28 protein-coding genes are annotated in these 25,366 nt (G+C 30.9%); 15 read left to right on the plus strand and 13 right to left on the minus strand.

Annotated elements, in window-relative coordinates:
- Complete coding sequence (gene mog, locus A0083_RS03815) at positions 1-528, plus strand: molybdopterin adenylyltransferase (RefSeq protein WP_197554380.1); 528 nt, start codon at positions 1-3, stop codon at positions 526-528.
- 13 nt (positions 529-541) lie between these two features.
- Here the strand turns inward: mog and A0083_RS03820 are convergent, their stop codons facing one another.
- Genes A0083_RS03820 through A0083_RS03865 form a run of 10 tightly spaced genes read right to left on the minus strand, consistent with a single transcriptional unit; the run spans position 542 to position 8,244 of the window.
- Positions 542-916, minus strand: coding sequence for a rhodanese-like domain-containing protein (locus tag A0083_RS03820; protein WP_197554383.1), 375 nt, complete (start codon positions 914-916; stop codon positions 542-544).
- Position 917: 1 nt separating this feature from the next.
- Positions 918-1,253: a rhodanese-like domain-containing protein gene (locus A0083_RS03825; RefSeq protein ID WP_120758953.1), complete on the minus strand. Its 336-nt coding sequence runs from the start codon at positions 1,251-1,253 to the stop codon at positions 918-920.
- Positions 1,250-3,079: a molecular chaperone HtpG gene (htpG, locus tag A0083_RS03830; RefSeq protein WP_197554386.1), complete on the minus strand. Its 1,830-nt coding sequence runs from the start codon at positions 3,077-3,079 to the stop codon at positions 1,250-1,252. The genes A0083_RS03825 and htpG overlap by 4 nt, the downstream gene beginning before the upstream one ends.
- Before the next feature lie 10 nt (positions 3,080-3,089).
- Complete coding sequence (crcB, locus tag A0083_RS03835; RefSeq protein ID WP_197554389.1) at positions 3,090-3,458, minus strand: fluoride efflux transporter CrcB; 369 nt, start codon at positions 3,456-3,458, stop codon at positions 3,090-3,092.
- Positions 3,455-4,144 carry a lysophospholipid acyltransferase family protein gene (locus A0083_RS03840; protein ID WP_120758959.1) on the minus strand — a complete coding sequence of 230 codons (690 nt, stop codon included), beginning with the start codon at positions 4,142-4,144 and terminating at the stop codon, positions 3,455-3,457. The genes crcB and A0083_RS03840 overlap by 4 nt, the downstream gene beginning before the upstream one ends.
- Entirely contained in the window at positions 4,122-5,327 is a 1,206-nt protein-coding gene (locus A0083_RS03845) for an SH3 domain-containing protein (protein WP_197554392.1), read from the minus strand. The genes A0083_RS03840 and A0083_RS03845 overlap by 23 nt, the downstream gene beginning before the upstream one ends.
- Positions 5,321-5,971: a phosphoribosylformylglycinamidine synthase subunit PurQ gene (gene purQ / locus A0083_RS03850; RefSeq protein ID WP_120758963.1), complete on the minus strand. Its 651-nt coding sequence runs from the start codon at positions 5,969-5,971 to the stop codon at positions 5,321-5,323. The genes A0083_RS03845 and purQ overlap by 7 nt, the downstream gene beginning before the upstream one ends.
- Complete coding sequence (gene purS, locus A0083_RS03855) at positions 5,968-6,204, minus strand: phosphoribosylformylglycinamidine synthase subunit PurS (protein ID WP_120758964.1); 237 nt, start codon at positions 6,202-6,204, stop codon at positions 5,968-5,970. Before purS ends, purQ begins: the two co-directional genes overlap by 4 nt.
- 8 nt (positions 6,205-6,212) lie before the next feature.
- Positions 6,213-6,926, minus strand: a complete 714-nt coding sequence (purC, locus tag A0083_RS03860) for a phosphoribosylaminoimidazolesuccinocarboxamide synthase (RefSeq protein WP_120758966.1) — start codon at positions 6,924-6,926, stop codon at positions 6,213-6,215.
- Between the two features lies 1 nt (position 6,927).
- Complete coding sequence (locus A0083_RS03865) at positions 6,928-8,244, minus strand: S41 family peptidase (protein WP_197554395.1); 1,317 nt, start codon at positions 8,242-8,244, stop codon at positions 6,928-6,930.
- Positions 8,245-8,454: 210 nt separating this feature from the next.
- Between A0083_RS03865 and A0083_RS03870 the strand changes: the two genes are divergently transcribed.
- The 5 genes from A0083_RS03870 (at position 8,455) to A0083_RS03890 (ending at position 15,283) form a co-directional block, all read left to right on the plus strand.
- A complete protein-coding gene (locus A0083_RS03870) occupies positions 8,455-11,028 on the plus strand; it encodes an ATP-dependent Clp protease ATP-binding subunit (protein WP_197554398.1) in 2,574 nt (857 codons plus the stop codon).
- A gap of 159 nt (positions 11,029-11,187) precedes the next feature.
- Positions 11,188-12,327: a hydrogenase small subunit gene (locus A0083_RS03875; protein WP_197554401.1), complete on the plus strand. Its 1,140-nt coding sequence runs from the start codon at positions 11,188-11,190 to the stop codon at positions 12,325-12,327.
- A gap of 2 nt (positions 12,328-12,329) precedes the next feature.
- A complete protein-coding gene (locus A0083_RS03880; protein WP_197554404.1) occupies positions 12,330-14,045 on the plus strand; it encodes a nickel-dependent hydrogenase large subunit in 1,716 nt (571 codons plus the stop codon).
- 15 nt (positions 14,046-14,060) lie between these two features.
- Positions 14,061-14,753, plus strand: coding sequence for a Ni/Fe-hydrogenase, b-type cytochrome subunit (gene cybH, locus A0083_RS03885; protein ID WP_197554407.1), 693 nt, complete (start codon positions 14,061-14,063; stop codon positions 14,751-14,753).
- Positions 14,750-15,283 (plus strand): HyaD/HybD family hydrogenase maturation endopeptidase, encoded by a 534-nt coding sequence (locus A0083_RS03890; RefSeq protein ID WP_197554410.1) that lies wholly within the window; start codon positions 14,750-14,752, stop codon positions 15,281-15,283. Before cybH ends, A0083_RS03890 begins: the two co-directional genes overlap by 4 nt.
- Positions 15,284-15,311: 28 nt before the next feature.
- Here the strand turns inward: A0083_RS03890 and A0083_RS03895 are convergent, their stop codons facing one another.
- Positions 15,312-15,734: a PepSY-like domain-containing protein gene (locus A0083_RS03895; RefSeq protein WP_120758979.1), complete on the minus strand. Its 423-nt coding sequence runs from the start codon at positions 15,732-15,734 to the stop codon at positions 15,312-15,314.
- Positions 15,735-15,866: 132 nt separating this feature from the next.
- On the opposite strand from A0083_RS03895, the gene gltX reads away from it, so the two are divergent.
- Genes gltX through A0083_RS03910 form a run of 3 tightly spaced genes read left to right on the plus strand, consistent with a single transcriptional unit; the run spans position 15,867 to position 19,089 of the window.
- Positions 15,867-17,162: a glutamate--tRNA ligase gene (gene gltX, locus A0083_RS03900; protein ID WP_197554413.1), complete on the plus strand. Its 1,296-nt coding sequence runs from the start codon at positions 15,867-15,869 to the stop codon at positions 17,160-17,162.
- A gap of 1 nt (position 17,163) precedes the next feature.
- Positions 17,164-17,451, plus strand: coding sequence for a YggT family protein (locus A0083_RS03905; RefSeq protein ID WP_120758983.1), 288 nt, complete (start codon positions 17,164-17,166; stop codon positions 17,449-17,451).
- A 57-nt stretch (positions 17,452-17,508) separates the two neighbouring features.
- Complete coding sequence (locus A0083_RS03910; protein WP_197554539.1) at positions 17,509-19,089, plus strand: lytic transglycosylase domain-containing protein; 1,581 nt, start codon at positions 17,509-17,511, stop codon at positions 19,087-19,089.
- Here A0083_RS03910 and A0083_RS03915 read toward each other — a convergent pair.
- The gene (locus A0083_RS03915; protein ID WP_143297917.1) at positions 18,977-19,471 is read right to left on the minus strand and encodes a hypothetical protein; all 495 of its coding nucleotides are present in this window, start codon (positions 19,469-19,471) and stop codon (positions 18,977-18,979) included. The genes A0083_RS03910 and A0083_RS03915 overlap by 113 nt on opposite strands.
- A gap of 88 nt (positions 19,472-19,559) precedes the next feature.
- Between A0083_RS03915 and mobB the strand changes: the two genes are divergently transcribed.
- From mobB to A0083_RS03945, 6 genes are read left to right on the plus strand one after another with little or no spacing between them, the layout of a single operon-like run.
- Positions 19,560-20,039 (plus strand): molybdopterin-guanine dinucleotide biosynthesis protein B, encoded by a 480-nt coding sequence (gene mobB, locus A0083_RS03920; protein WP_039663570.1) that lies wholly within the window; start codon positions 19,560-19,562, stop codon positions 20,037-20,039.
- Between the two features lie 8 nt (positions 20,040-20,047).
- Complete coding sequence (locus A0083_RS03925) at positions 20,048-20,896, plus strand: class 1 fructose-bisphosphatase (RefSeq protein ID WP_197554416.1); 849 nt, start codon at positions 20,048-20,050, stop codon at positions 20,894-20,896.
- Positions 20,896-21,090, plus strand: coding sequence for a hypothetical protein (locus A0083_RS03930; RefSeq protein ID WP_120758988.1), 195 nt, complete (start codon positions 20,896-20,898; stop codon positions 21,088-21,090). Before A0083_RS03925 ends, A0083_RS03930 begins: the two co-directional genes overlap by 1 nt.
- 14 nt (positions 21,091-21,104) lie before the next feature.
- On the plus strand, positions 21,105-22,991 hold the full coding sequence (gene metG / locus A0083_RS03935; RefSeq protein WP_197554419.1) for a methionine--tRNA ligase: 1,887 nt from the start codon (positions 21,105-21,107) through the stop codon (positions 22,989-22,991).
- Positions 22,992-23,933 carry a hypothetical protein gene (locus A0083_RS03940; RefSeq protein ID WP_197554422.1) on the plus strand — a complete coding sequence of 314 codons (942 nt, stop codon included), beginning with the start codon at positions 22,992-22,994 and terminating at the stop codon, positions 23,931-23,933. It abuts the gene before it with no gap.
- Positions 23,934-23,991: 58 nt separating this feature from the next.
- The gene (locus tag A0083_RS03945) at positions 23,992-24,735 is read left to right on the plus strand and encodes a substrate-binding domain-containing protein (protein ID WP_197554425.1); all 744 of its coding nucleotides are present in this window, start codon (positions 23,992-23,994) and stop codon (positions 24,733-24,735) included.
- A 40-nt stretch (positions 24,736-24,775) separates the two neighbouring features.
- Here the strand turns inward: A0083_RS03945 and A0083_RS03950 are convergent, their stop codons facing one another.
- Positions 24,776-25,348, minus strand: coding sequence for a YceI family protein (locus tag A0083_RS03950; protein WP_197554428.1), 573 nt, complete (start codon positions 25,346-25,348; stop codon positions 24,776-24,778).
- Between the last annotated feature and the right edge of the window lie 18 nt (positions 25,349-25,366).

Genomic DNA, 25,366 nt, shown 5'->3' on the forward strand with positions numbered 1-25,366 from the left:
ATGGTAAAAATAGGAATTTTAGTACTTTCAGATAGGGCAAGTAGTGGAGTTTATGAAGATAAATCCGGTATAGAGATAGAAAAAATTTTAAACTCATATATTAAGAATGAAAAAGAATTTTTTTATGAATTAATTCCAGATGAATATGAACTTATTATAGAAAAATTAAACTATTTAGCAGACGATGTAAAATGTGATTTGGTATTTACCACCGGGGGCACGGGTCCTGCTTTGCGTGATGTGACACCAGAGGCAACTGAGATAGTGTGCGATAAAATGCTTCCAGGTTTTGGTGAATTAATGCGTGCTAAAAGCTTAGAGTATGTTCCAACAGCTATACTTTCAAGACAAAGTGCAGGGGTTAAAGGAAAAACACTGATAGTAAATTTACCAGGAAATCCAAAAGCTATAAGAGAGTGCTTGGAGCCAGTTTTTCCTGCGATACCTTATTGTGTTGATTTAATAGGTGGGGCTTATATTGAAAATAACGAAGAGGTTATTTCGGTTTTTAGACCAAAGAAAAAGTAAGTCTTTTTGAGACTTACTTTGTAGTTTGATAGCCTTGTGATAAAAGGGCATTCATGCCACCTTGTAGGTTTATCACTTCTATACCGTTTTGACTTAATAACGCTGAGGCTTTAGCGCTTCTTGCTCCACTTTTGCATACCAAAGCAATAGGCTTTGTGCTTTTTAATTTTTTAATTTCTTGTAAGAAATTTTCATTTAAGGTGCCATCTTCTTTATAAAAGCTGATTTTAGCTGCATTTTTAATTATACCTGTATAATCCCATTCTTTTGGTGTTCTAATGTCAACTACTTGGTAATTTTTTAAAATATCAGCATTGATGTTTATGTTTTTAACTTCTGCAAAAGCAATGCTAATACATGCTATGAGAGTAAAAAATATTTTTTTCACTTTAAATATCCTTTTTTACTGCTTCATAGCCTTGCGCTAAAAGCGACACCATGCCACCATCAAGATTGACACATTCTATACCTAAAGCATCTTCAATCATAATAGCGGTGTGTCTACTTCTTGATCCTGTAGCACATACAAAAGCGATGTTTTTATTTTGATAATCTATTCTTGATTGAAATTCTTGTATGAAATTTTCATTCATAAAGCCATTGTCATCACAAAGTGCGATTAATTCTGCTTCTTCTATTACACCGCTTCTCCACTCACTCGGAGTTCTTACATCTATAATGCAATACTCTTTTAAAATATCTTTAGAAATTGCAATATTTTTCATTTTTCTAAAGCCTTAGAAATGATAGTGTTTAACGCATTATTAAATTCGCTAGGATTATCTATACCCATACCTTCGCTTAATTTAGCCATATTTAAAAGAATGTGTGCCATTTCGCTAGCAAGTGAGTCATTGTCTTTTAAGGCTTTTAAAATTGCATGATTAGGATTGATTTCAAGTATAGGTTTTACTTGTTGTTCTTGACCCATTTGTTTAAGAATTTGTTGCATAGCAAAATCTGGTTTATTTTGATCATAAACAATATAACTTGGACTATTAGAAAGTCTTTGACTTAATTTAACTTCTTCCACTTCATCTTTTAAAACTTCTTTAATTTTAATGAGTAAAGGTGCAAATTCAGCCTTTTGCTCCTCGCTTGTTTCTTCACTTGCTAAGTGATTAATAGCACTAAATTTTAAACCTTCAAATTCATTCATCATAGGCATAACTATGGTGTCGATTTCTTCATCAAGCAATAAAACATTGATATTTTTTTGTTTATAGCTTTCAAGTAATGGAGAGTTTCTTAATAATTTTTCATTTTTACCGCTAATGTAAAAAATTTCATTTTGACCTTCAGCTAAATTTTGTTTGTACTCTTCAAGATCGATTAATTCTTCTTTGTTTGAGTTTTTAAAATATAAAAGTTTAGCAATTGCGTCTTTGTTTTCACCAAAACCATATAAACCTTCTTTTAAAACTTTTCCAAAATTTTCATGGAATTTAAGATAATTTTCTTTGTCTTTGTCTTTAAATTTCTTAAGTTCTGCTAGGATTTTTTTAACACTTGCTTCTTGGACGCTTTTCAAAATTCTATTTTCTTGTAAAATTTCACGACTAACATTAAGCGGTAAATCCTCTACATCAATAATACCACGTACAAATCTTAGGTAAGTTGGTAGCAATTCCTTATCATCATCGCTGATAAATACGCGTTTTACATATAGTTTTAAACCGCTTTTATAATCCACTCTATAGAGGTCAAATGGAGCTTGTGCAGGTATAAAAAATAAAGAATTATACTCTATAGAACCTTCAGCTTTTGTATGAATATAAAGCATAGGTTTATTTGAATCATGGAAATTTTGCTCATAAAATCTTTCATAATCTTGTGCTTTTAAATTTGCTTTGTTTTGTCTCCATAAAGCACTTGCGGTATTGATTTGAGTATTTTTTAATTCTTTTTTAGGTTCTTTTTCGCCTTCTTCTAATGGTAAATACTCTTCTTTCTCCATAAAAATAGGAAATTGAATATGGTTAGAGTATTTTTCTACTATACTTTCAATGCGATAAGAATTTAAAAATTCCTCATCTTTTAGATGTAAAGTAATACAAGTACCTTGTTCATCTTTTTTTGCTTCTTCGATTTCATAGCCACTTGCATCAGAAGTCCAAAGATAAGCTTGCTCTTCTAAAGCTTTTTTGCTCAAAACTTCTATTTTAGAAGCTACCATAAAAGCAGAGTAAAAACCTACGCCAAATTGACCTATTAGTTGTGAATCTTTTTTTGCATCACCGCTTAAATTTTCTAAAAAGCTTTTTGTACCACTTTTAGCAATAGTTCCAAGATGATTGATTAAATCTTCCTTGTTCATACCTATACCATTATCACTAATGGTTAGAGTTTTTGCTTCTTGGTTGAAATTGATTTGAATTTTTGGTTCAAATTTTAAATTTTTATATGCATCATCACTGACGCTTAAATAGCTTAGTTTATCAAGCGCATCACTTGCATTTGAAATCAGTTCTCTTAAAAAAATTTCTTTGTTTGAATACAAAGAATGTATCATTAATTGTAAAAGTTGATTAACTTCGGTTTGAAATTGCATTATATCTCCTTTATTTAAAAATTAAAAAGCCAAGCCATACAGCTAAAAGGCAAAGACCTATGTTTAACACAACATTTAATACAAAATGTAAATAATCCCCACTTTGTAAAAAAAGTAAATTTTCATAAGAAAAAGTAGAAAAAGTTGTAAAAGCACCCATAAAACCTGTACTTAAAAAACTTTTAGTGTGGATGTTAATGCCTTTTGAATTAGCATAAGAAAAAAACAATCCTATTAAAAATGAACCTATGATATTAACCATTAAAGTGCCATAGGGAAAGTTGTGTGGAATGATTTTATTGAAGAAATTACTAGTTAGCATTCTTGCAATTGCTCCTAAAAATCCTCCTAAGCCCACTGCTAAGATTGTCGTGATCAATTTTGCAACCTTTCTTTATCTAATACAGCCTGCATGTCTTTTCTAGTTTGTTCAAGCCAATTTTCTTTGCTAGTATCTACAAGGTCAAGAAAAACAACTTTTAAAACCCCACTATTGGCACTAAAACTTTGGGTATCTAGAATTTTAGCTGAATCAACAATCACTACGGGTTGAACTTTTAAATTCAGTTTTTCACTTAAAATTTTAGCTCCAACTTTAAATTTTAAAAGTTGTGGTGTTTTTGATCTTGTACCTTCTGGGAATATAGCTAAAATTCTATCTTCATTAAGTCTTTCTTTAGCTTCTTTTAAAAGCTTTACTAAACCTTTAGGACTTCTATCAATACAAATGATTTTGGGTTTTTTAATTAAAGTTTTAAAGATAGGAAGCTCTCCTAATTCTTTTTTAGCTATCCAAGAAATATTTCTAGGACTTAAATCTTCCAAAGCAACGATATCTAGCATACTTTGGTGGTTAATAAGAAGCAAATTAGCCTGCGGGTGCATTGATCCTTGAGTTTGAATTTGATAGTTTATAATGTATTTTTGTAGCTTCGCCCAAGTTTTTCTAAGTTTCCAAATTTTTTCTTGAGAATGCATTAACAAAAATGCTATACATAAAAAAATGATAGAAAAAATAAATTCTATCCAAAAAATTAAAGCCTTAAATCTTTGATAAATTTTCACTTTTAACCCAGCCTATTTTTCCATTTTTAAATAAAATTTTTCGGTATTCATTTCTTGAGTCGAGTACTTCTACTTCTTGATTGTATTTGCCTGAATAAAAATGCGTTGAATTAAGCGTTGGTAATAGCTGCACCTTGCTTTCTGCTTGTAATACTGCTTTGTAAATGTTATTTTGTGCTAAAAAACTTGCAATTAAAGCTAGTATAGTTAAGCCTAAAGCCACATAGCTTTTTTTGAAAACAAACCATAAAGCAAAAATACCACTTAAACTCCATAAAATTACTTGTTTATAAAAGTTAAAATCATTAGTTTTTGGATTTAAATCACTTTGTGTGCTAATGCTATCTTCTTTTAGTTCTATTTTTAAAGAAAAATCTTTTAGTTCTTTAGAATTTAAATTAAAATAAGAAAAATCAAAACGAGTTTTACTTTTATCTAAGATGGCATAGTAAAAACCACTTTGCTTTTCAAAATCTCCTTTGATAGCTTCTACACCTTGTTTTTGTATGTCTTTGATATTAAAACTTGCTAGATTGGTATTTTCCCCCACAAGCTCTATAAATAAAATCATATTATCATTGTCAAAATTACTTGCTTTAATCTGTTTTACTTCAAGATTGCTTGCAACAATATGAGAATATTTATTTGAAGGAGCATCAATTTTAATAAATTTAATAGGTTTGATAATCAAAGAAGAACTTTGGAAAATATAATCATTCCTACTCAAAGAAACAATGATTTTGTTTAAATTAGCATTGAGGCTTTTAGCTTCAAACCATAATTTTGTATGGTATGAATTTGCTTTTTGCTCCCAAATAGGATTAGGATTAATCCAAAGCATATCTTCATTTTTTTCAAAGCTTACATTCAAATCAAAGCTTGCATTGGTTGTGGTAATTACCTCAAGGTCTATTGCAAAAGCTTGATCAATATAAGCTTCTTCAACATAATCTTTTGCGTTTAATACTAGTGATCCTTGAGGGATAAACTTTTCCTCGCTAACTTTATTTTCATAGTTATTCTCATCACTAGGTGCAATAGTATTATAAATTTGCTTAGCTTGATCATCAAGCATATTATAGTTTTTTTCTAAGGTTTCATAATCTTGAAAAACACTATTTTCTTGAGCATAAAGATGAAGAGTAAGTAAAAATATACAAAAAACTTTGAAGGTTTTTAGCAATTTAAAAATCCTTCAAACATTTTAAGTCCTACTTTTGATCCTAGTATTTCATCGCACATTCTTTCAGGGTGTGGCATTAATCCAAATACTTTTTTATTTTCATCACAAATTCCAGCTATATCGTTCAAAGAGCCATTTGGGTTGTTTACATATCGTAGTAAAATCATATCTTTATCTTCTAGCATTTTGATACCATCTTCGCTATTAAAGTAGTTTCCTTCACCATGTGCAATAGGAAGTTCTATGATATCATTTTTTTGAAAATTCTTTAAAAAAACATTTTGGTTTGAGACTACTTGTAATTTTTGCATTTTAGAAACAAAACTTAAGCTATTGTTGTGCTTCATAGCTCCTTTTAAAAGCCCAAGTTCAAGTAAAATTTGAAAACCATTGCATATCCCTAAGACATATCCGCCTTTTTGCACATGTTCTTTTAGTGTTTTCATAGCAGGAGCAAGTTTTGCAATAGCTGCGCATCTTAAGTAATCTCCGTAAGAAAATCCACCTGGTAAGACAATTAAATCTGCGTTAAAATCCTGTCTTTCATGCCAAATGATTTCAGTTTGAGCACCTAGCTTTTCAAAAGCATAAGCTGTATCAAATTCACAGTTGGTTCCAGGAAAACGAATGATAGCTACTTTCATAGTATTATCTCATAATCTTCTATCACAGTATTTGCAAGTAATTCTTTGCACATTAAGTCTACTTGTTTTAAAACCTCTTCTTTATCTTCGCAAGCAATATCAAAACTAATTTGTTTTGAGGTTTTTACATTTGCAATATTATTAAAATCTAAAGAGTGTAAAGCTTTTTCTATAGCTTTACCTTGAGGATCTAAAACCCCATTTTTCAGTGTAATGTTTACAGTTACTTTCATTATATTTCCTAACTTAAAATTCTTTTTAATACTTCTTCATATGCCATTTTAACATTGCCCAAATCCTGTCTAAAACGGTCTTTATCTAATTTTTCATTGGTTTTGCTATCCCAAAATCTACAACTATCAGGACTGATTTCATCTGCTAAAATCATATTCCCTTCGCTATCGATGCCAAATTCTAATTTAAAATCAATCAGTCTCAATCCTTTTGCTTCAAAGAATTTAACTAAAATAGAATTAATATGTCTTGCGGTGTTTTTGATTAATTCTAGGTCTTTTTCGCTTTTGACTAAATTTAAAATCAAGCAGTGTTCATCATTGATAATAGGATCACCTAAAGCATCATCTTTATAGCAAAACTCAACTAAAGCAAAAGGCAAAACTGTTCCTTCTTTGATACCTAGTCTTTTGGTTAAAGATCCTGTTGCTACATTTCTAGTGATTACTTCAATAGGTATAATATCGCATTTTTTAACGATTTGTTCTTTTTCGCCAATTGTTTCTATTAGATGGGTTTTAATGCCTTCTTTTTCTAAAAGATGAAAAATTTCAGTGCTAATTTTGCAGTTTAATGCACCTTTTCCTGCTTCATTACCTTTTTTTTCTGCATTAAAAGCAGTTAGATCATCTTTAAATTCAGTAATGAGAATATTCTCATTATCTGTTTTAAACATTTTTTTACCTTTACCTTCGTATAAAAGTTCTAGTTTTGTTGCCATATTAGTCTCCTTTTGTGATGTTTAGAATTTTGATCGCATCAATTGCTGTTTTTAATTGTATGTCATTTTGAATTTGCTCTTTGGTAATGATATTTTTATCTTCTTTAGTATTTTTTTTCTTTTCTTGGTGTCCTATTTTATCTAGTTCAGCTTGCAGGTGTTTTTTAAGGTCGCTTTCTTTGATTTCAAAACCTTGATTTTCTTCTTTGCTTACTTTACCTGGAAATACTTCTATATCAGGACTAACCCCAACCGCTTGTATGGTTCTGCCGCTTGGTAAGTAGTATTTTGCAATGGTTAATCTTAATCCTTCTTTGCCTTTTTCATCCATAGGTAAAATAAGTTGAACACTACCTTTACCAAAAGTTTTTTCTCCTATGATGATCGCACGTTTAAAGTCTTGAAGCGCACCGCTTACAATCTCACTAGCGCTAGCACTACCGCCATTTACAAGCACTACTAAAGGTGCGTTGGTGATTTTTTTGCTAGGATTTGCTTTAAATTCTACATTTTCGCTTTCTATTTTGCCTTTTTGAGAAACAATCACGCCCTTATCAACAAAAAGATTAACCAAGCCAACTGCTTGATTTAAAATTCCACCTGGATTAGTTCTAAGATCAAGTATAATTCCTTTTGCATTAGAGTGTTTTTTTATGGCCTTACCTGCTTCATCTACGACATTTTTGTCAAAATTGGTTACTCTTAAATAGAGTAGATTTTCATCTTCGATTAATTTAGCATAAACACTATCAACCTTGATGATATCTCTTTTTAAATTAACATCAAACGGCTTAAGGTCGCCTTTTCTATAAATAGTTAAAGTAACTTTGGTTTTAGGCTCTCCACGCATTTTTGATACAGCTTCATTTAAAGTCATACCTAAAGTAGATTCATGGTTGATTCGCAAGATGATATCATCGGTTTTTATACCCGCTTTATCCGCTGGACTTCCTTCAATAGGAGCTACTACGGTGATTGCACCATCTTTTTGGGTGATAGTAAAACCAAGTCCACCAAATTCCCCGTTAGTTTGTTCTTTAAGTTCTTTATAGCCTTTTTCATCTAAAAAAGATGAGTGAGCATCCAAGTTGGTTAATAGGCCTGCTATAGACTTATCAACCAAATCTGTATAATTTACATCATCAACATAATATTGCTCGATAATAGACATAGTTCTTGTGAGTTTTGATAAAGCTTCTATTTTCTTTTCTGCTTCACTTGGTGCAGGGTTTTTAGCCTGTAGATTGGTAAAAATAAAAGAAGCGGTTAATAGACTACAAAGACTTGCTGCAATAATAAGATTTCTTTTTGTCTTCAAAGGAAAACTCCAAAATTAAATATATGAATTCATAAAAATAAATTATCTAATTTTATTGATTTTTGCTTAAAAAATCGTAAATATACCAAATATTTTTATGATATTAGTGTAATAATATAAAATAATATTTATAAAAATAACTAAATAAACTTGACAATATAAGACTAAAGTTATATAATATTTTTCATATAAAGTAATAAAGGAGTAACAATGGCAAATATACAAGATTTTTTAACAGACTCTATGCTTACTAATGTAGAAAGTGCGATTTCTTTGGCCATTCATTCTAAAAATAGCGAAATTAAACCCTTACATTTGCTATGGGCTTTAAGTGTTGATAGTTCAAGTTTGCTAAATCAAGTTTTTAATAAATTAAATATTTCAAAAGAAGCTTTTGAATTAGAGGTAAAAAGCAAAATCGCTTCTCTTCCTACAAGCTCAAATGTTAATAAAGATAATATTAAATTTTCAAATGATTTTATTAATTCTTTAGAAAAAGCAAAGGGTTTGGCTTTAGAAAACAAAGATAGTTATTTAGCCGTAGATATGTGGCTTATTTCGGAAAGTTTTAATGAACCTATAAAGAGTATTTTGTCTAAGTTTGTGGACTTGAATGAATTTAAAAAAGAATTAGAGTTGATACGATCGGGTGCTAAGATAGATACTAAAACAAGTGATGAGACTTTAGACTCTTTATCTAAATTTGGTATTGATTTAACTTTAAAAGCTTTAGATGGAGAGCTTGATCCAGTAATAGGTCGAGAAGAAGAAATTCAAAGATTAATGCAAATTTTAATAAGAAAAACAAAAAACAATCCCATCTTGCTTGGTGAACCTGGTGTGGGAAAAACTGCGGTGGTAGAGGCTTTAGCACAAAGAATAGTAAAAAAAGATGTTCCGACTTCTTTACAAAATAAAAAAGTTGTTGCACTAGACATGAGTGCTTTAATAGCCGGAGCAAAATATCGTGGCGAATTTGAAGATAGATTAAAGGCTGTGGTTAATGAAGTAACAAAGCATAAAAATATTATTTTATTTATTGATGAAATTCATACTATAGTAGGTGCTGGTGCAAATGAAGGCAGTATGGATGCGGCAAATATTTTAAAGCCTGCATTAGCAAGAGGTGAGCTTCATACCATAGGAGCTACTACCTTAAAAGAATATAGAAAATATTTTGAAAAAGATGCAGCTTTGCAAAGGAGATTTCAGCCTGTAAATGTAGCCGAACCAAATGTAAATGAAGCTTTGGCTATGCTTAGAGGGATAAAAGAAAAACTAGAAATTCATCACAATGTAACCATCAATGATAGTGCTTTAGTGGCTGCTGCAAAATTATCTAAACGCTATATCGCTAATAGATTTTTACCTGATAAAGCGATTGATTTGATCGATGAAGCTGCGGCTGAACTTAAAATGCAAATAGAAAGCGAGCCAAATTCATTAAGAAAAGTTAGAAAGCAAATTGAAAGTTTAGAAGTAGAAAATGAAGCTTTAAAAATGGAAAACAATGAAGCTAATACAAAAAGACTAGAAGAAATTAAAAAAGAATTAGCAAATTTAAAAGAAGAGCAGATTAAGCTAAATACTCAGTTTGAGAATGAAAAGGCTGTTTTTAATGGCATTAGCTTAAAGAAAAAAGAAATTGACAGTTTGAAAAATGAAGCAAATTTTGCAAAAAACAAAGGTGATTTTCAAAAAGCAGCTGAGATAGAGTATGGTAAGATTTTAGAGTGTGAAAAGGAAGTTTTAAATTTAGAAGAAAAATGGAAGCAAATGACACAAGAAGGGGTTTTGCTTAAAAATCAAGTTGATGAGGATTTAGTAGCTGGAATTTTAAGCAAGTGGACAGGTATAAGTGTGCAAAAAATGCTTACTTCTGAAAAACAAAAGTATTTAAATATTCAAGAATATTTGCAAAAAAGTGTTATAGGTCAAGATGAGGCTTTAAGTGCCTTGGCTAGAGCTATTAAGCGCAATAAAGCAGGGTTGAATCAAGCTGGAAAACCTATAGGAAGTTTTTTATTTTTAGGGCCAACTGGAGTGGGTAAGACAGAAAGTGCTAAAGCCTTGGCTCAATTTTTATTTGATGATGAAAAGGCTATGGTGCGTTTTGATATGAGTGAATTTATGGAAAAACATAGCGTATCAAGACTTTTAGGAGCACCTCCTGGATATATAGGACATGAAGAGGGTGGGGAATTAACCGAAGCAGTAAGAAGAAAACCTTATAGTGTGATTTTGTTTGATGAAGTGGAAAAAGCACATAAAGATGTATTTAATATACTTTTGGGAATTTTAGATGATGGTAGAGCTACAGATAGCAAAGGTGTTACGGTTGATTTTACTAATACTATTATTATTTTAACTTCTAATATTGGTGCTAATTTTATTATGGAGCTTAAAGGAGACGAAAGAGATAAGGCGATCAAAGAAGCACTTAGAGGATTTTTTAAGCCTGAATTTTTAAATCGTTTAGATGATATTATTACGTTTAATCCTTTAGGAGAGAGCGAGGCGGTTAAAATAGTTAAACTATTATTTAATACCCTGCAAAAAACTCTTGCAAACAGAGGTATTCAGTCGAATTTGAGTGATGAGGCAGCTAGTTTGATTGCAAAGATTGGTTTTGATGTAGATTTTGGTGCAAGGCCATTAAAAAGAGCTTTATATGATATGGTTGAGGATAAACTAAGCGATATGATTTTATCTGATGAATTAAATGAAAATGAAACCATTTTTATAGACTCAAAAGATGATTCTATTGTAATTACAAAAAAATAAGCAAGTTTATACTTGCTTATTTAGAGTAAATTTCTCCTATTAACATTAAATTGTAAACATTTTGTATTTTTGTTTAATAAATTATTATTTTTTTATCTATTCTTAACAATAAATATTTTAAAATCTTTAATGATATTTTTAAAAATTAAGGAACAACAAATGAGTGATTTGGATATTTTTAATCGCCGTTTAGATGCATTAGAAAAACTTCCTCTTTTGAAAAATGAGATTTCTATCTCTAAAGCCTTAGAACAATCAGGCTTTTCAAGAAGAGATTTTATGAAATGGGCTAGTGCGATGACTGCATTTTTAGCATTGCCTGCTAGCTTTACACCTGTAGTTGCAAGAGCTGCTGAGCTTAGCGATAGACTTCCGGTGATTTGGCTTCATATGGCTGAATGTACAGGCTGTTCTGAGAGTTTGTTAAGAAGTGATGCGCCTACAATCGATAGTTTGATTTTTGATCATATTTCTTTAGAATATCATGAAACTATAATGGGTGCAGCAGGTTGGCAAGCAGAGCATAACCTTGAATCTGCCATGGAAAAATACAAAGGTAGATATATCTTAATGGTAGAAGGTGGTATACCAACAGGTAATACAGAGCACTTTTTAACTATAGGACCGCATGGTAAAACAGGAAAGCAAATAGCACAACAAGCCTGTGATAATGCTTTGGCTATTTTTGCTATAGGAACTTGTTCGGCTTTTGGTGGTATTCAAGCTGCAAGACCTAACCCGAGTAATGCAGTTAGTTTAAGTAAAGTTACAAACAAAACAGTGATCAATGTTCCAGGTTGTCCTCCAAGCGAGAAAAACATCATTGGTAATGTGATTCATTATATACTTTATCAAACATTACCAGCACTTGATGCTTATAATAGACCAAAATGGGCTTACGCTTTAAGAATTCATGATCTTTGTGAAAGAAGAGGGCGTTTTGATGCGGGTGAGTTTGTGCAACAATTTGGTGATGAGGGTGCAAAAAAAGGATATTGTTTATATAAGGTAGGTTGTAAAGGACCTTATACATTTAACAATTGCTCTAAAGAAAGATTTAATCAGCACACTTCTTGGCCGGTGCAAGCTGGGCATGGCTGTATAGGTTGTTCTGAACCTGATTTTTGGGATACTATGGGGCCTTTTGAAGAGGTAATGGCAGGAAGATTATTTGATACTGTTTATGGTTTGGGTGCAGATAGTATTTCAGATAAAATCGGTATAGGTGTGCTTTGTGTAACAGGCGTTGCTGTTGCTGCGCATGCTGTGATTGCTTCATTAGAAAAGAATAAGGATTAAGAATGTCAAAAAGAATTATTATAGATCCACTTACTAGAATAGAAGGACACTTAAGAGTTGAAGTAGTGGTTGATGAAAACAATGTCATCAAGGAAGCATATTCAGGATCAACTCTATGGAGAGGTTTGGAAACAATTGTTAAGGGGCGTGATCCAAGAGATGCGGGCTTTTTAACTCAAAGAATTTGTGGGGTTTGTACTTTTTCACATTATAGAGCAGGGATTATAGCGGTAGAAAATGCTTTAGGTATTACTCCGCCATTAAATGCAGTTTTAACTAGAACTTTAATGAATGCAGCTTTGTATATGCATGATCACCCTGTACATTTTTATCAACTGCATGGGCTTGATTTTGTTGATGTTGTAAGTGCTTTAAGCGCTGATGTAAAAAAAGCAAGTGATGAAGCGTTCAAATACACTGATGTGCCTTATGCAGCAGGTGCAGATAAGCTTTTAGAAGTACAGCAAAGATTAAAAGCTTTTGTAGATAAAGGTAACCTTGGGCCATTTGCAAATGCTTATTATGGACACGCAACTTACCGCTTTACTCCTGAGCAAAATCTTATCGCACTTTCGCATTATTTAGAATGTTTAAGAATTCAAAGAACAATTGCCCAAGCAATGGCAATTTTTGGTGCAAAAAATCCTCACCCTCAAAGCTTAACAGTCGGTGGTGTGACTTGTGTTATGGATCTTTTAAACCCTTCAAGAATGGCTGAGTATATGACTAAATTCCAAGAAGTGGCTGATTTTATTAATCGTGCTTATTATCCGGATTTAATCATGGCAGCAAAAGCTTATTCTAAAGAAGCGAGTGTTTTAAATGATGTGGGCGTTAATAACTTTTACACCGAAAGAGAATTCCAAGTTTCAAGTGATGAATGGTTGTTTGAAGGCGGTATTATTAGAAATGGTGATTTGAGTAAGGTGGAAGAAGTAGATGAAGCTAAAATCACTGAAGAAGCTACAAGAGCTTGGTATGCAGACAATGAAGCCTTACATCCTTATGATGGTAAAACAAATCCAAATTATACTGGCTTAGTTGATGGCGAAAGTATTGATGATAAAGGCAATATGGTTCATAGTAAAGTGTTTGATACTAAGGGCAAATACAGCTGGATTAAAGCTCCAAGATATGAAAACTTGCCTATGCAAGTTGGACCATTGGCTAACATTTTAGTGAATTATGCTAAGGGTAATCAAATTGTTGTAGAAGCAGTTGATTCATTCTTAAAAGCAACTAACTTACCAGTTCAAGCACTCATGAGTACTTTAGGAAGAACGGGTGCTAGAGCGATTGAAGCAAAAATCATTGCAGATCACGGTTTAAAAGCATTTAATTCTTTGGTTGAAAATTTAAAAACAGATGAAAGCACTTGTGCTACTTATGTGATCGATAAAAACAAAGAGTATAAAGGTAGATTTATGGGAAGTGCGCCTCGTGGTGCATTAAGCCATTGGTGTAGAATTAAAAATGGTGTAATTGAAAATTGGCAAGCAGTGGTGCCTTCTACTTGGAATGCAAGTCCAAAAGATGCAAATGGAGTAGGTGGGAGCTATGAGCAATGTCTTATTGGTATGAAACTAGCTGATGTTAAACAACCTTTAGAAGTTATAAGAGCAATCCACTCTTATGATCCTTGTATTGCATGTGCTGTGCATGTGATGGATACTAAAGGTAATAATCTTAGCGAGTATAAAGTAAATGTAAATTTATAAGGAAAGGACTTTAGTATGGATTCTAAACATTCCTTAAAATCAAATAGAAAGGCCGAGTATGAATTTAGCATCGGTCTTCGTTTTACGCATTGGTTAAGAGCGATTGCGATCGTGATTTTAGTGGGAACTGGATATTACATTTCTTATGTGTTTCAAGCTCCTTCTATTTCATCTGAGCCAACTTTATTCATGCAAGCAAAATACCGTATGGTGCACCAAATTTTTGGTTTTATTATGATAGCTTGTGTGCTTTTTAAGACGTATTTGTTCTTTTTTGATCCAAAAAGTGCAAATGAAAGAAGAAGTATTAAAGATATTTTTAATGTAAAATTATGGATAGAGCAAATTAAATTTTATATTTTCTTAGGAAAACATCCTCATTTACAAGGCGTGTATAATCCTTTGCAATTTGCGACTTACTTTTTCTTTTATCTTGTAATGTTTGGGCTGATTTTAACCGGTTTGATTCTTTATATGCATGTGTATCATGAGGGTTTGGGTGGATTTTTATATGACATTTTAAGACCTGTTGAAGTAATGTTGGGTGGTTTAGCTGATGTTAGAACCTATCATAGAATTTTAATGTGGGTTGTGTTGATTTTTGTGCCAGTGCATATTTATATGGCTGTATTTAACTCGGTTAAAGGTAAAGATGGTGCTTTAGATGCTATCTTTAGTGGTTATAAATTTGTAAGAGAAAATCATTGAAACTTTTAGTTTTAGGCATTGGTAATATCATGTTTGCAGATGAGGGCTTAGGCGTTCATCTTTGCAAACTTTTAGAAAAAAACTACAGATTTTATCATGAAAAGGATTCGGTAAGTTTTGTAGATGGTGGAACATTGGCTTTACAACTTAGTTATATCATCGCTGATTATGATGAAATGGTTGTGATTGATTGTATAGCAGCAGATGATGCTAAAATCGGAGATATATTTTTCTTTCCTTATGATGCAATGCCAAAAAAAGTAAATTGGAGTGGTAGTGCGCATGAAGTTGAAATGCTACAAACTTTACAGTATATGGAGCTTATGGGGGACTTGCCTAAAACTCAAATTTTAGCTTGTGTGCCAAAACGTATAGAACCCTTAAGTTTTGAGCTTTCCAAAGAAGTCTTGGCTGCTTTAGAAAAAATGGAGAAAATTTTACTTGATTTTTTAGAGAAAAAAGGCTTCACTTATGAGAGAATTGCAAACCATGATATACAAGAGCTTGCTTTAAGCTCTTATAAAAACTAGACTAAGTTTTGCTTAGTCTTTAGTTTTATTAATCATCAAATTTTTGTCCTAAGAAATTTCCATTCATATCAGTATAAATTTCCATCATATTGTTGAGTTTAAATTTATAACCTTGAATTTCTTTCTCAACTTTGATTACGCTTGCGTTTGGGTGCATTTTTTTAATTGTTGCTAAAACATTTGGACTTAAAAATGATGTGTCAATTGGTCTATATTTTGCATCAATTTCTTTCCAATCACCATTTGTGAAAAACTCAAGTTCTGTGCCATTATCAAGGTATACATCAAAACTATCAATATCTTGTTTTACTAAAGCGATATTAGAGCCTGTAAAGTGTTTTTGTATGAAGTTTTTAGAGTTTGCTGGTAGAGCGTTAACACCTACAACAATATCTTTAGCAAAAACACAACTTGCTAGGGCTAATGTTGTTAAAGCTATTTTTAATTTCATTTTTTATCCTTTAAATTGAATTGTTTGTGAAATCATAATAATATTAAGTGAATTTTGTGTGAACTTTGTTTTTTTAAAAAAAATAGCAAGTATTTAATTGTATAATGATAAAAAAGTTTTAAAGGATAGATAATGTATAGGTTTGCACCATCGCCTACTGGAGATATGCATATTGGAAATTTAAGAGCTGCTTTGTTTAATTACATTAAAGCACGACAAGAAAATACAGATTTTATTTTACGTATTGAAGATACAGATAATGCTAGAAATATTGCCGGAAAAGAAGAAGAAATAAAAGCAATTTTAAAAGAATTTGGCATAGCTTGGCAGCATTATTATGTGCAAAGTGAGAATTTAAAATTTCATCGTCAAATGGCTTTAAAATTAGTGAGTGAAAAAAAAGCGTTCGCGTGTTTTTGTACAGAAGATGAGTTAGCCCATAAAAAAGAACTAGCTAAAAATAAAAATCAAGCTTACAGATACGATGGCACATGCGAAAAACTTGCAGATATTGATGTATTAAATTGTGAAAAACCTTTTGTAATTCGCCTTAAAAAACCACAATCACAAATGCGATTTACTGATTATATTAAAGGTGAGATTAGCTTTAATCCTGAAGATATTGATAGTTTTGTGATTATGAGAGCAGATAAAACCCCAACTTATAATTTTGCTTGTGCGGTTGATGATATGCTTGAAGATGTAAGTTGTATTATAAGAGGGGAAGATCATGTTTCAAATACTCCTAAACAAGAGCATATTAGAGCTAGTTTGGGTTATGATAAAAGCATGACATATGCACATTTGCCTATCATTTTAAATGAAGAGGGCGTTAAAATGAGCAAAAGAGAAGCGCATTCTAGTGTTAAGTGGATGCTTGATCATGGTTATCTTGCAAGTGCTATTGCAAATTATTTGATCCTTTTGGGTAATAAAACTCCAAAAGAAATTTTTACTTTGGAAGAGGCTATAGAATGGTTTGATTTGAAAAAAGTTTCAAAATCTCCAGCAAGATTTGACACAAAGCGTTTAATGCAAATTAACCGTGAGCATATTAAAATGTTAGATAATACACAGTTAAATACTATGCTTAATTTAGACAAAGATGTAGCAGAGCTTGCGAAATTTTATACTCAAGAAGCTAGCACACTAAATGAAATCAAAGAAAAAATTCAAGCTATTTTCGCAAGTAAAAATTACCATGAATTTGAAAACGAATGTGGTTTAATCAAGGAGGTTTTAAAAGATTTGGATTTGCCACAAAGCTATGAAGAGTTTAAAAAGATTTTAATGGAAAAAACAAAACTAAAAGGTAAAAATTTCTTTATGCCCTTGCGTTTAGTGCTAACAGGGGTTACCCATGGGCCTGAAATGAGCGAAATTTATACCTTAATTAAGCCATTTGTTAAAGAAATCATAAAGGAGTAAAATGGGAATTGGAACAAGTTTGATTGTATCTTTGGTGCAAATTTTTTCTTTGGTAATTGAAATTTATGTGTGGGTTATAGTTATTGCAGCATTGATTTCTTGGGTAAGACCTGACCCATATAATCCTATTGTACAAATTTTATATCGTTTGACAGAACCTGCTTATACTTTTGTAAGAAGGTTTATCCCAACTAGAATAGGAAGTATTGATTTAGCACCCTTGATTATTATTTTGGGGTTAAAATTTATTCAAATATTTTTATCAAATTTAATTTTAGGAAGTTTATAAGTGTTTAAAAAAAGTGTGATTTTATTACTAGCTGGAGCGGTTTATGCTAATTGTGCGATGTATTCATATGAAGAATTAGAGCAAAAACCCAACTCTTTGGCTAAGGATTATTATTTATATCGTTTGTTGGAAAAAAATGAATTTAAAAAAGATGAAGTTGAAGGCTTAAAGGAGCATATTTATCGTTATGCTGGGCGTATTAAAAATGCTATTGAAGCTATTGTGCCACCTTTGGGGTATAATAAAGAATACGAAGCTTGTTATAAATTTAACACTCAAAATATCTTAGATGCTAATACAACATGTCAGCTTGTAAGATTAAATAGTCTAACCTTTATACAAGATCTAAATAGCACAATACGCAATGCAATGAAAAAAAATATTCCACAAGATAATCCTAATTTAGCAAAACTTTTAGAGGCTTTTGATGCAAAAGATCCTTTAAACTATGCGATTTTAAACTATGATAGTGCTAATTTTTACAAAATTTATGACTTTACAAAAGATAAAAAAGACTTTTTCTTGGAAAAAGATTTTGTCAATGAATTGGCCAAAGAGAAAGAATTTACAAATTTTGTAAAAGAAATTATCATTAAGAAAAAAAGCCCTTTGATTAGAAAATCTTTAGTTAATGTGGATGCGAATTTAAGTTTTCAGGATAATGCATTTTATCTAGGTGTGAATGCTATTTTAGAAAATGATGATCAAAAAGCATTAGAATTTTTTCAAGTTGCAAGAGATACTTTTAAAAGCAGACCATTGATAGATAATGCGGTTTTTTGGTTGTATTTGATTACTCAAGATAAAAAATACCTTGATGAGCTTGTAAAAAGTGATTCGCTAAATATTTATACTCTTTATGCAAGAGAACTCAAAGGAATGCCTTTACCTAAAATAGAAAAATTAAATCCTAAAAAGCAAAAAAATGACTTTGATATGAAAGATCCTTTTGTTTGGCAAAAACTAGCAAAAGAAGTCGCAAAAGGCACTCCAGAAGAATTAAATAAGCTTGCTAAAGACTTTTATACTAAAGACAATATCGCTATTTATGCGTATATTAAAGAAAGAGCGGAAAATTTTTCAAAGCATTATTTTATCATGCCTTATTTTGAATACTTAAAAGCGTATTCAACCCAAAGACAAGCGATGATTTTGGCTTTAGCTAGACAAGAAAGTCGTTTTATACCAACAGCAATTTCTACTTCTTATGCTTTGGGTATAATGCAGTTTATCCCATTTTTAGCTAACCATATAGGTAATAAAGAATTGCAAATTCCAAATTTTGATCAAGATATGCTTTTTGAACCAAAAACAGCTTATACTTTTGCAAACCATCATTTAGATTATTTAGAATCCAAACTTAATTCTCCGGTTTTTGTAGCATATGCGTATAATGGAGGTATAGGTTTTACCACGAGAATGTTAAAAAGAGATGATATGTTTAGAGCAGGAAAGTACGAGCCATTTTTATCTATGGAACTCGTTCCTTATGCTGAAAGTAGGGCGTATGCTAAAAAAGTTTTAGCTAATTATATTGTGTATTTACATCTTCTGAACGATAATACACCGATTTCGAAATTTTTTGAAACTTTGATTCAAAACACTGATTCTCAAAACACGAATAAACCTGCAAAATAGGTTTTTGAATTAATTCATCAAGGGTGATTTTGTAATAACTTGCATAATCACTTTTGATGATATACTTAAATAATTCATCATTAGGTTTTAAAGCGCTTATTGTGGTTTTTTCTCCATTAATTAAAATAGAAATTTGATCTTGATTGATATGAATGCTTGGTAAAAAGCTTAACACAAAAACTTCTTTTTGACTTTTTTCATCAAGAACAGGGTTTAAATAACTAAGCAAAGCCACTGTTCTGTTGTTTTTATAGTTAAAGTTGATTTTTTGCGCATACATGAGTGTTTGGCTTTTTAAATTCACCGTGCTTTGTTCTTGAGTTTTATTTGCGCATGCATTAAAAACAAAAGCAAGCAATATAATTGTAAAAAGTTTTTTCATAATTTTTCCTAATTTTTTCATAATTATAAGCTTTTAACTTTTAAAAAGATATAATTATACTTATTTTCTTTATATTAAGGAAAACATAGTGAAAAGATTAGCAATGGCCTTTAGTGGTCCTTCCAATTCGGGTAAAACTACTTTGATTACTCAAGTAGCTAAGCATTTGATGGGTCAAAATTATAAAGTTTGTATTATTAAGCATGATCCAAAAGACAAGGCAAGTTTTGATATCGCTAAAAAAGATAGTTTTAAATTTTTTCAAAGTGGCGCAGATGTGATGGTTTTAAGTCCTACAAGAACAACTTTATTTACACATTCTCCAAGCACTTTAGAAGAGGCGATTTCAAAATTAGATGATTTTGATTTTTTGTTAATAGAGGGTTTGAAGACTTTAGATATGCCAAGAATTAGTGTATTTTGTAAAGAGGTTGATGAGTCTTATTTTGCTTATTCTAATGCTATAGCAAGTTATGAAAAGATAGAAAATGAAAATTTAACTTGGCTTTGTTTAGATGATTTAGAAGGTATTTGTGATTTTATATTAAATAATTCAAAAAAAGTATAGGAGTGAAAATGCAAGAGATTATCAATGATATACAAAAGGCTGTGATTGAAATTTCTCATGAGCTTAGATATTTAAAAGATTTTGATTATACAAGTTCTCAAAATGCCACAGGAGATAACCAGCTTAAGCTTGATGTTAAAAGTGATGAGATTATTACTCGTGTTTTAAAACAAAGTAAAGGTATTAAAAGCTTAATTAGTGAAGAAAAACAAGATCAATTACTCATCAATGAAAATGAAAAATACATCATAGCTTATGATCCGTTAGATGGTTCGTCTTTGGTTGATGTAAATTTTGCTATAGGATCAATTTTTGCCATTTATGAGCATGAAGCGAGCGCTAAGAATTTAAAAGCGGCTGTTTATGCGATTTATGGCGTGCGTTTAGAGTTGATAGTTTGCATAGATACTCCTAAACTTTATAGACTTAATGAAAATAATGAATTTGTGTATGTGAAAGAGTTAAAACTCAGCGAAAAGGGCAAGCTAAATGCAAGTGGTGGAACACAAAAAAACTGGTCTAGTACACATAGAGACTTCATCAAAGCTTTGTTTGATGAGGGTTATCGTTTAAGATATTCAGGTGCAATGGTGAGTGATTTACATCAAATTTTACTCAAAGGTGGAGGTTTGTTTTCATATCCTGCAACTACCGATGCACCCAATGGAAAACTAAGAGCTTATTTTGAAGTGTTTCCTTTTGCGTTTATATTTGAAAAAGCAGGGGGATTTTCTACCAATGGTGTAAATGATTCTTTGCTGGAATTAGAATTTGATAAAATTCATGCAAGCACACCATGCTTTTTGGGTTCAAAATATGAAATTGAAAAATTAAAACAAGCTTACAAAGGATTTTGATGTCTGAAGTAAAAGATGAATTTGAACTAGCTTTAGAAGTCAAAAAAAATGAACTTGTAACTTGTCAAAATGCAAAAAATTTAAAATCTTGTTTGCCTTGTTCTATGATTTTTGAATGTGCTTTAAGAAAAGAGTATATTGATGCTGTTTATAAAAGCATGTCTAAAGGCAAAGAAGGTGGATTTGATTTTTAATTTAAAGGTAAAAAATGCGTTATATTACTACTCCTATATATTATGTAAATGATGTAGCACACATAGGCCATGCTTATACTACAATCATAGCTGACACTTTGGCGAGATTTTATCGCTTGCAAGGTCAGAAAACTTTTTTTCTTACAGGAACTGATGAGCATGGCCAAAAGATAGAACAAGCTGCTAGTGCTAGAAATTTCACTCCTAAAGAATATGCAGATGAGATTAGTACTAAATTTAAAAAATTATGGGATGAGTTTGAAATTTCTTATGATTATTTCATTAGAACTACAGATGAAAACCACAAATTAAGTGTGCAAAAAGCATTTAAAAAAATGTTTGATAAAGGTGATATTTATAAAGGTACGTATGAGGGTTTTTATTGCGTTTCTTGTGAGAGTTATTTTACTCAAACTCAGCTTGTAAATGAGTGTCATTGTCCAGATTGTGGCAAAAAAACACAACTACTGAAAGAAGAAAGTTACTTTTTCAAGCTTTCTAAATATCAAGATCAAATTCTTAAATGGTATAAAGAAAAAGAGCCGATTTTACCTAAAAATAAAGCCAATGAATTAATTCACTTTGTTGAAGGAGGATTAAAAGATCTTTCCATCACAAGAACAAGTTTTGAATGGGGGGTAAAACTTCCAAAAGAACTAAATGATGAAAAACATGTGGTGTATGTTTGGCTTGATGCTTTGATGAATTATGTGAGTGCTTTGGGCTATGGACTTGATGAAAAAAATATGGATCTTTGGCCTGCTCATATTCATTTTGTAGGTAAGGATATTTTGCGTTTTCATGCGGTGTATTGGCCAGCATTTTTGATGAGTTTGGAGCTTCCTTTACCTCAATTTATTGCAGCACATGGTTGGTGGACTAAAGATGGTGAAAAAATGAGTAAATCTAAAGGCAATGTGGTAGCACCTAAAGAAGTGGCAGATACTTTTGGTTTAGAAGCTTTTAGGTATTTTTTACTTAGAGAAGTTCCTTTTGGCAATGATGGGGATTTTTCACAAAAAGCATTGATTACTAGAATTAATGCGGAGCTAAGTAATGAACTTGGAAATTTATTAAATAGAATTATCGGTATGAGTGCTAAATATTCTCAAAATGTGATTGATTCTAAAGATGTGGGTTTGTATTTTACTCAGGAGTTACATGAGTGTAAAAAGTATTTAGATCATGCAATTAATGCTTTAGAGGGTATTCAACCAAATCGCTATCTAGAAGAGCTTTTTAAAGCCTTGTCATTAGCAAATTTATGTATTAGCAAGTATGAGCCTTGGAATTTAATTAAAAACAATCAAACGCAAAAAGCTAATGCTTTGGTAGCTCTATGTGCTAATATTTTAGCAAAGGTAGCTATTTTACTTTATGCGGCTATGCCAAAAACAGCGTTAAAAATCGCAAAAGCTTTAAATTTTGAAATTTCAAATGAAAATTATCAAAAATTAATTTTAAACTATCAATTATGCGATCTAAAATCTAGTACATGTGAAGCTTTATTTCCAAAAGTAGAATATACGCAAGAAGAAAAAAAAGAAGAAAAAAAAGAAGCTACACCAAGTTTAGCTCAGATTAAAATTGATGATTTTAAAAAAATCGAAATCAAGGTAGCCTTGGTAAAAGATTGTCAAAATATCGAAGGAAGTGAAAAACTTTTAAAATTTCAACTTGAGCTTGAAAATGGCGAACTAAGACAAGTGCTTTCAGGTATTGCTAAATTTTATAAGGCAAGTGAGTTGATTGGTAAGCAAGTTTGCGTGATCACTAATTTAAAAAAGGCTAAAATTTTTGGACACGAGAGCCAAGGTATGATTTTAAGTGCAGAAAAAGATGGAAAATTGGTTTTAATTAGTCCGCAAAGTTTTATTGAAAATGGAGCTTTAATAGGCTAGATGAATATATCTAATTTTTGCGAGCTTATTAATGCACAGGTTGTCAACTATGGTGCAACCTCTAGTGTGTATGATTTTAGTATAGATTTAAATAAAGTAAAACAAGCAAGTGCTTTTTTTGCTAAAAATCAAGAACAAGCAAGTTATGCTATAAAGCTTGGTGCTTATGTGATAGTAAGTGAAGAAAGATTAAAGCTTGAAGATGAGGATGTGTTTTATCTTCAAGTTGATGATCTTGAAGAAGCTATCTTAAGACTGTTTAGATTTTTATGCGAAGAAAAATCTTGTGAGTTTGTATATTGTGATGATGTGGAGTTGAAATTTGCTAAAGCATTTAATTTTAAAGTCTTAAGCTCTAATGTTTTAGTAGATTTTGAAAATTTAAAAAATGCTAAAGAAAGAACATTTTTTTGCTCTAGCAATGAGCAATTTATCTTAAAACTCAAATCAAATTTTCATGCTCTTAAGACTTGTGATTATGAAATTTTAGGTGCTAAGTCTTTATTTCAAACAAGTATACTTTGTAAAAAATTATATTTTAAAGATTTGAAATTTGCATTTTTTTACGCGGATATTTTTGCTAGTTTCATTGATTTGATAGAAAATCAAAAACTATCTTTTCATTTTAATGAAAAAAAACTAGAGCTTTTTGATGCGTATTTTTTAAATTCTCAAAATCAAATTTGTTCTTTTGGTGGTAGCTCTAGAGTAATTTTACTTGTAGAAAATGAAAAAGACTTTGAGTTTATCGCACAGAAACTCCAAGGTTTTAAGGGGTTTAAAACCGCGCTAAAAAATTCCTTGCTTTGCGATTTTTCTTATACTAATTTAGAAGAATTAAAAAAATTCTTTGATTTTAAATACTGCTTGATTAAGGAAAATAAAGAAGACTTTTTAGAATATTTTCTTTATAAAGAAAAAAATATAAGTCTTTTTGATTAAAAACTATCAAACATTATATGGTATATTTTTGATTTTATTTTATTAATAAGGTCAAAAAATGAAAAAAATTTTATTTGTTAGTTTAGTTGCAGCAGCTGCGTTAAATGCTGAAATTTTAGTTTATGGTCCAGGTGGTCCTGCTCCTGTTTTAAAAGAACTTGCTAAGGAATTTGAAGCAAAAAATGGAGAAAAAGTAATTATTAATGCAGGGCCAACTCCTAAATGGATCAAGCAAGCTAAAAAAGATGCGGATATTATTTACTCAGGTAATACTTCTATGATGGATGGCTTTATTAAAGCAATGCCAAAACAAATTAAAATCGAAGATGTGCAGGTTTTAAATGCTAGAGGTTCTGGTATGATTGTAAGAGCAAATAATCCTAAAAAAATTAAAAAATTTGAAGATCTTTTAAAAGATGGCGTGAATGTTATGGTGGTTGATGGAGCAGGGCAGGTTGGTTTGTATGAAGATATGGCTTTAAAAACAGGAAAAATTGAAAATTTAGAAAAACTAAGAAAAAATATAAAAGTTTATGCAAAAAATTCTAAAGTGGCTGTTGATGAGTGGAAAAATAATAAAAACATCGATGTCTTGATCATTTGGACGCATTGGATTAAAGCAGTGGGAGAAAAAGAAAATCGCTTTATTAAAGCAGATAAAAACTCAATCATATATAGAGCAGCTGAAATAGTTCCAACTCAAAAAGGACTTAAAAATCCAAAAGTAGCTGAATTTATTCAATTTACACAAAGTGAAGAAGCTCAAAAAGTTTGGGAAAAAGAAGGTTGGATAGCAAAATAATCCAAAAAGCATTTTACTTTAGTAAAATGCTTTTTTAGTGTTATTTTTCGTTAATCTCTGCCTCAATATTAATTTGCACTTCATCACCTAACGTTAGACTAGTGGTATCTGGAGCAAAATTAAAATCACTTCTTTTGATTTGACCTTGTAGAGTAAAACCTGCTTTTTCTTTGCCGCTATCTGTTTTTATAACTCCACCAATTTCGGTTTCTAAAACGATATCTTTACTTACACCTGCAATGTTTAATGCACCATACATTTTGCCTTTTTCATTGGAAATTTTTTCATACTTACTCATAGTGAAAGTGATATTTGGGTGAGCTTTTGCTTTGAAAAAATCATCTTGTTGTAAATGTGCATCTCTAGCTTTGTTTTCAGTGTTAATAGAGGCAACTTTTATATTTGCTTGTAATTTTTTAAATTCAAAATTTGCACTGTCAAAATCAATCGTTGCATCGTAATCTTTAAAATTTCCATTTACATTGCTAATTTGTAGATGTTTGATTTTAAAAGCTACACTCGTGTGCGCTTTGTCTAAACTAAAATCTTTTGCAAAAGTAGCGCTTGTTAAAATAGAAACAGCAACTAGTGAACTAAAAAATAATTTTTTCATTTTTTCTCCTTGAATATT

The sequence above is a fragment of the Campylobacter sp. 2014D-0216 genome, from assembly GCF_014931215.1.
Classification (GTDB): Bacteria; Campylobacterota; Campylobacteria; order Campylobacterales; family Campylobacteraceae; genus Campylobacter_D.

What these genes read in the sequence shown, in the direction of transcription:
- mog (WP_197554380.1), top strand. Translation starts at nt 1, where the DNA reads ATGGTAAAAATAGGAATTTTAGTACTTTCAGATAGGGCAAGTAGTGGA.
- A0083_RS03825 (WP_120758953.1), bottom strand. Translation starts at nt 1,253, where the DNA reads ATGAAAAATATTGCAATTTCTAAAGATATTTTAAAAGAGTATTGCATT.
- htpG (WP_197554386.1), bottom strand. Translation starts at nt 3,079, where the DNA reads ATGCAATTTCAAACCGAAGTTAATCAACTTTTACAATTAATGATACAT.
- purQ (WP_120758963.1), bottom strand. Translation starts at nt 5,971, where the DNA reads ATGAAAGTAGCTATCATTCGTTTTCCTGGAACCAACTGTGAATTTGAT.
- purS (WP_120758964.1), bottom strand. Translation starts at nt 6,204, where the DNA reads ATGAAAGTAACTGTAAACATTACACTGAAAAATGGGGTTTTAGATCCT.
- purC (WP_120758966.1), bottom strand. Translation starts at nt 6,926, where the DNA reads ATGGCAACAAAACTAGAACTTTTATACGAAGGTAAAGGTAAAAAAATG.
- A0083_RS03870 (WP_197554398.1), top strand. Translation starts at nt 8,455, where the DNA reads ATGGCAAATATACAAGATTTTTTAACAGACTCTATGCTTACTAATGTA.
- A0083_RS03875 (WP_197554401.1), top strand. Translation starts at nt 11,188, where the DNA reads ATGAGTGATTTGGATATTTTTAATCGCCGTTTAGATGCATTAGAAAAA.
- A0083_RS03880 (WP_197554404.1), top strand. Translation starts at nt 12,330, where the DNA reads ATGTCAAAAAGAATTATTATAGATCCACTTACTAGAATAGAAGGACAC.
- cybH (WP_197554407.1), top strand. Translation starts at nt 14,061, where the DNA reads ATGGATTCTAAACATTCCTTAAAATCAAATAGAAAGGCCGAGTATGAA.
- A0083_RS03895 (WP_120758979.1), bottom strand. Translation starts at nt 15,734, where the DNA reads ATGAAATTAAAAATAGCTTTAACAACATTAGCCCTAGCAAGTTGTGTT.
- gltX (WP_197554413.1), top strand. Translation starts at nt 15,867, where the DNA reads ATGTATAGGTTTGCACCATCGCCTACTGGAGATATGCATATTGGAAAT.
- A0083_RS03905 (WP_120758983.1), top strand. Translation starts at nt 17,164, where the DNA reads ATGGGAATTGGAACAAGTTTGATTGTATCTTTGGTGCAAATTTTTTCT.
- A0083_RS03910 (WP_197554539.1), top strand. Translation starts at nt 17,509, where the DNA reads ATGTATTCATATGAAGAATTAGAGCAAAAACCCAACTCTTTGGCTAAG.
- A0083_RS03915 (WP_143297917.1), bottom strand. Translation starts at nt 19,471, where the DNA reads ATGAAAAAACTTTTTACAATTATATTGCTTGCTTTTGTTTTTAATGCA.
- A0083_RS03925 (WP_197554416.1), top strand. Translation starts at nt 20,048, where the DNA reads ATGCAAGAGATTATCAATGATATACAAAAGGCTGTGATTGAAATTTCT.
- A0083_RS03930 (WP_120758988.1), top strand. Translation starts at nt 20,896, where the DNA reads ATGTCTGAAGTAAAAGATGAATTTGAACTAGCTTTAGAAGTCAAAAAA.
- metG (WP_197554419.1), top strand. Translation starts at nt 21,105, where the DNA reads ATGCGTTATATTACTACTCCTATATATTATGTAAATGATGTAGCACAC.
- A0083_RS03940 (WP_197554422.1), top strand. Translation starts at nt 22,992, where the DNA reads ATGAATATATCTAATTTTTGCGAGCTTATTAATGCACAGGTTGTCAAC.
- A0083_RS03945 (WP_197554425.1), top strand. Translation starts at nt 23,992, where the DNA reads ATGAAAAAAATTTTATTTGTTAGTTTAGTTGCAGCAGCTGCGTTAAAT.
- A0083_RS03950 (WP_197554428.1), bottom strand. Translation starts at nt 25,348, where the DNA reads ATGAAAAAATTATTTTTTAGTTCACTAGTTGCTGTTTCTATTTTAACA.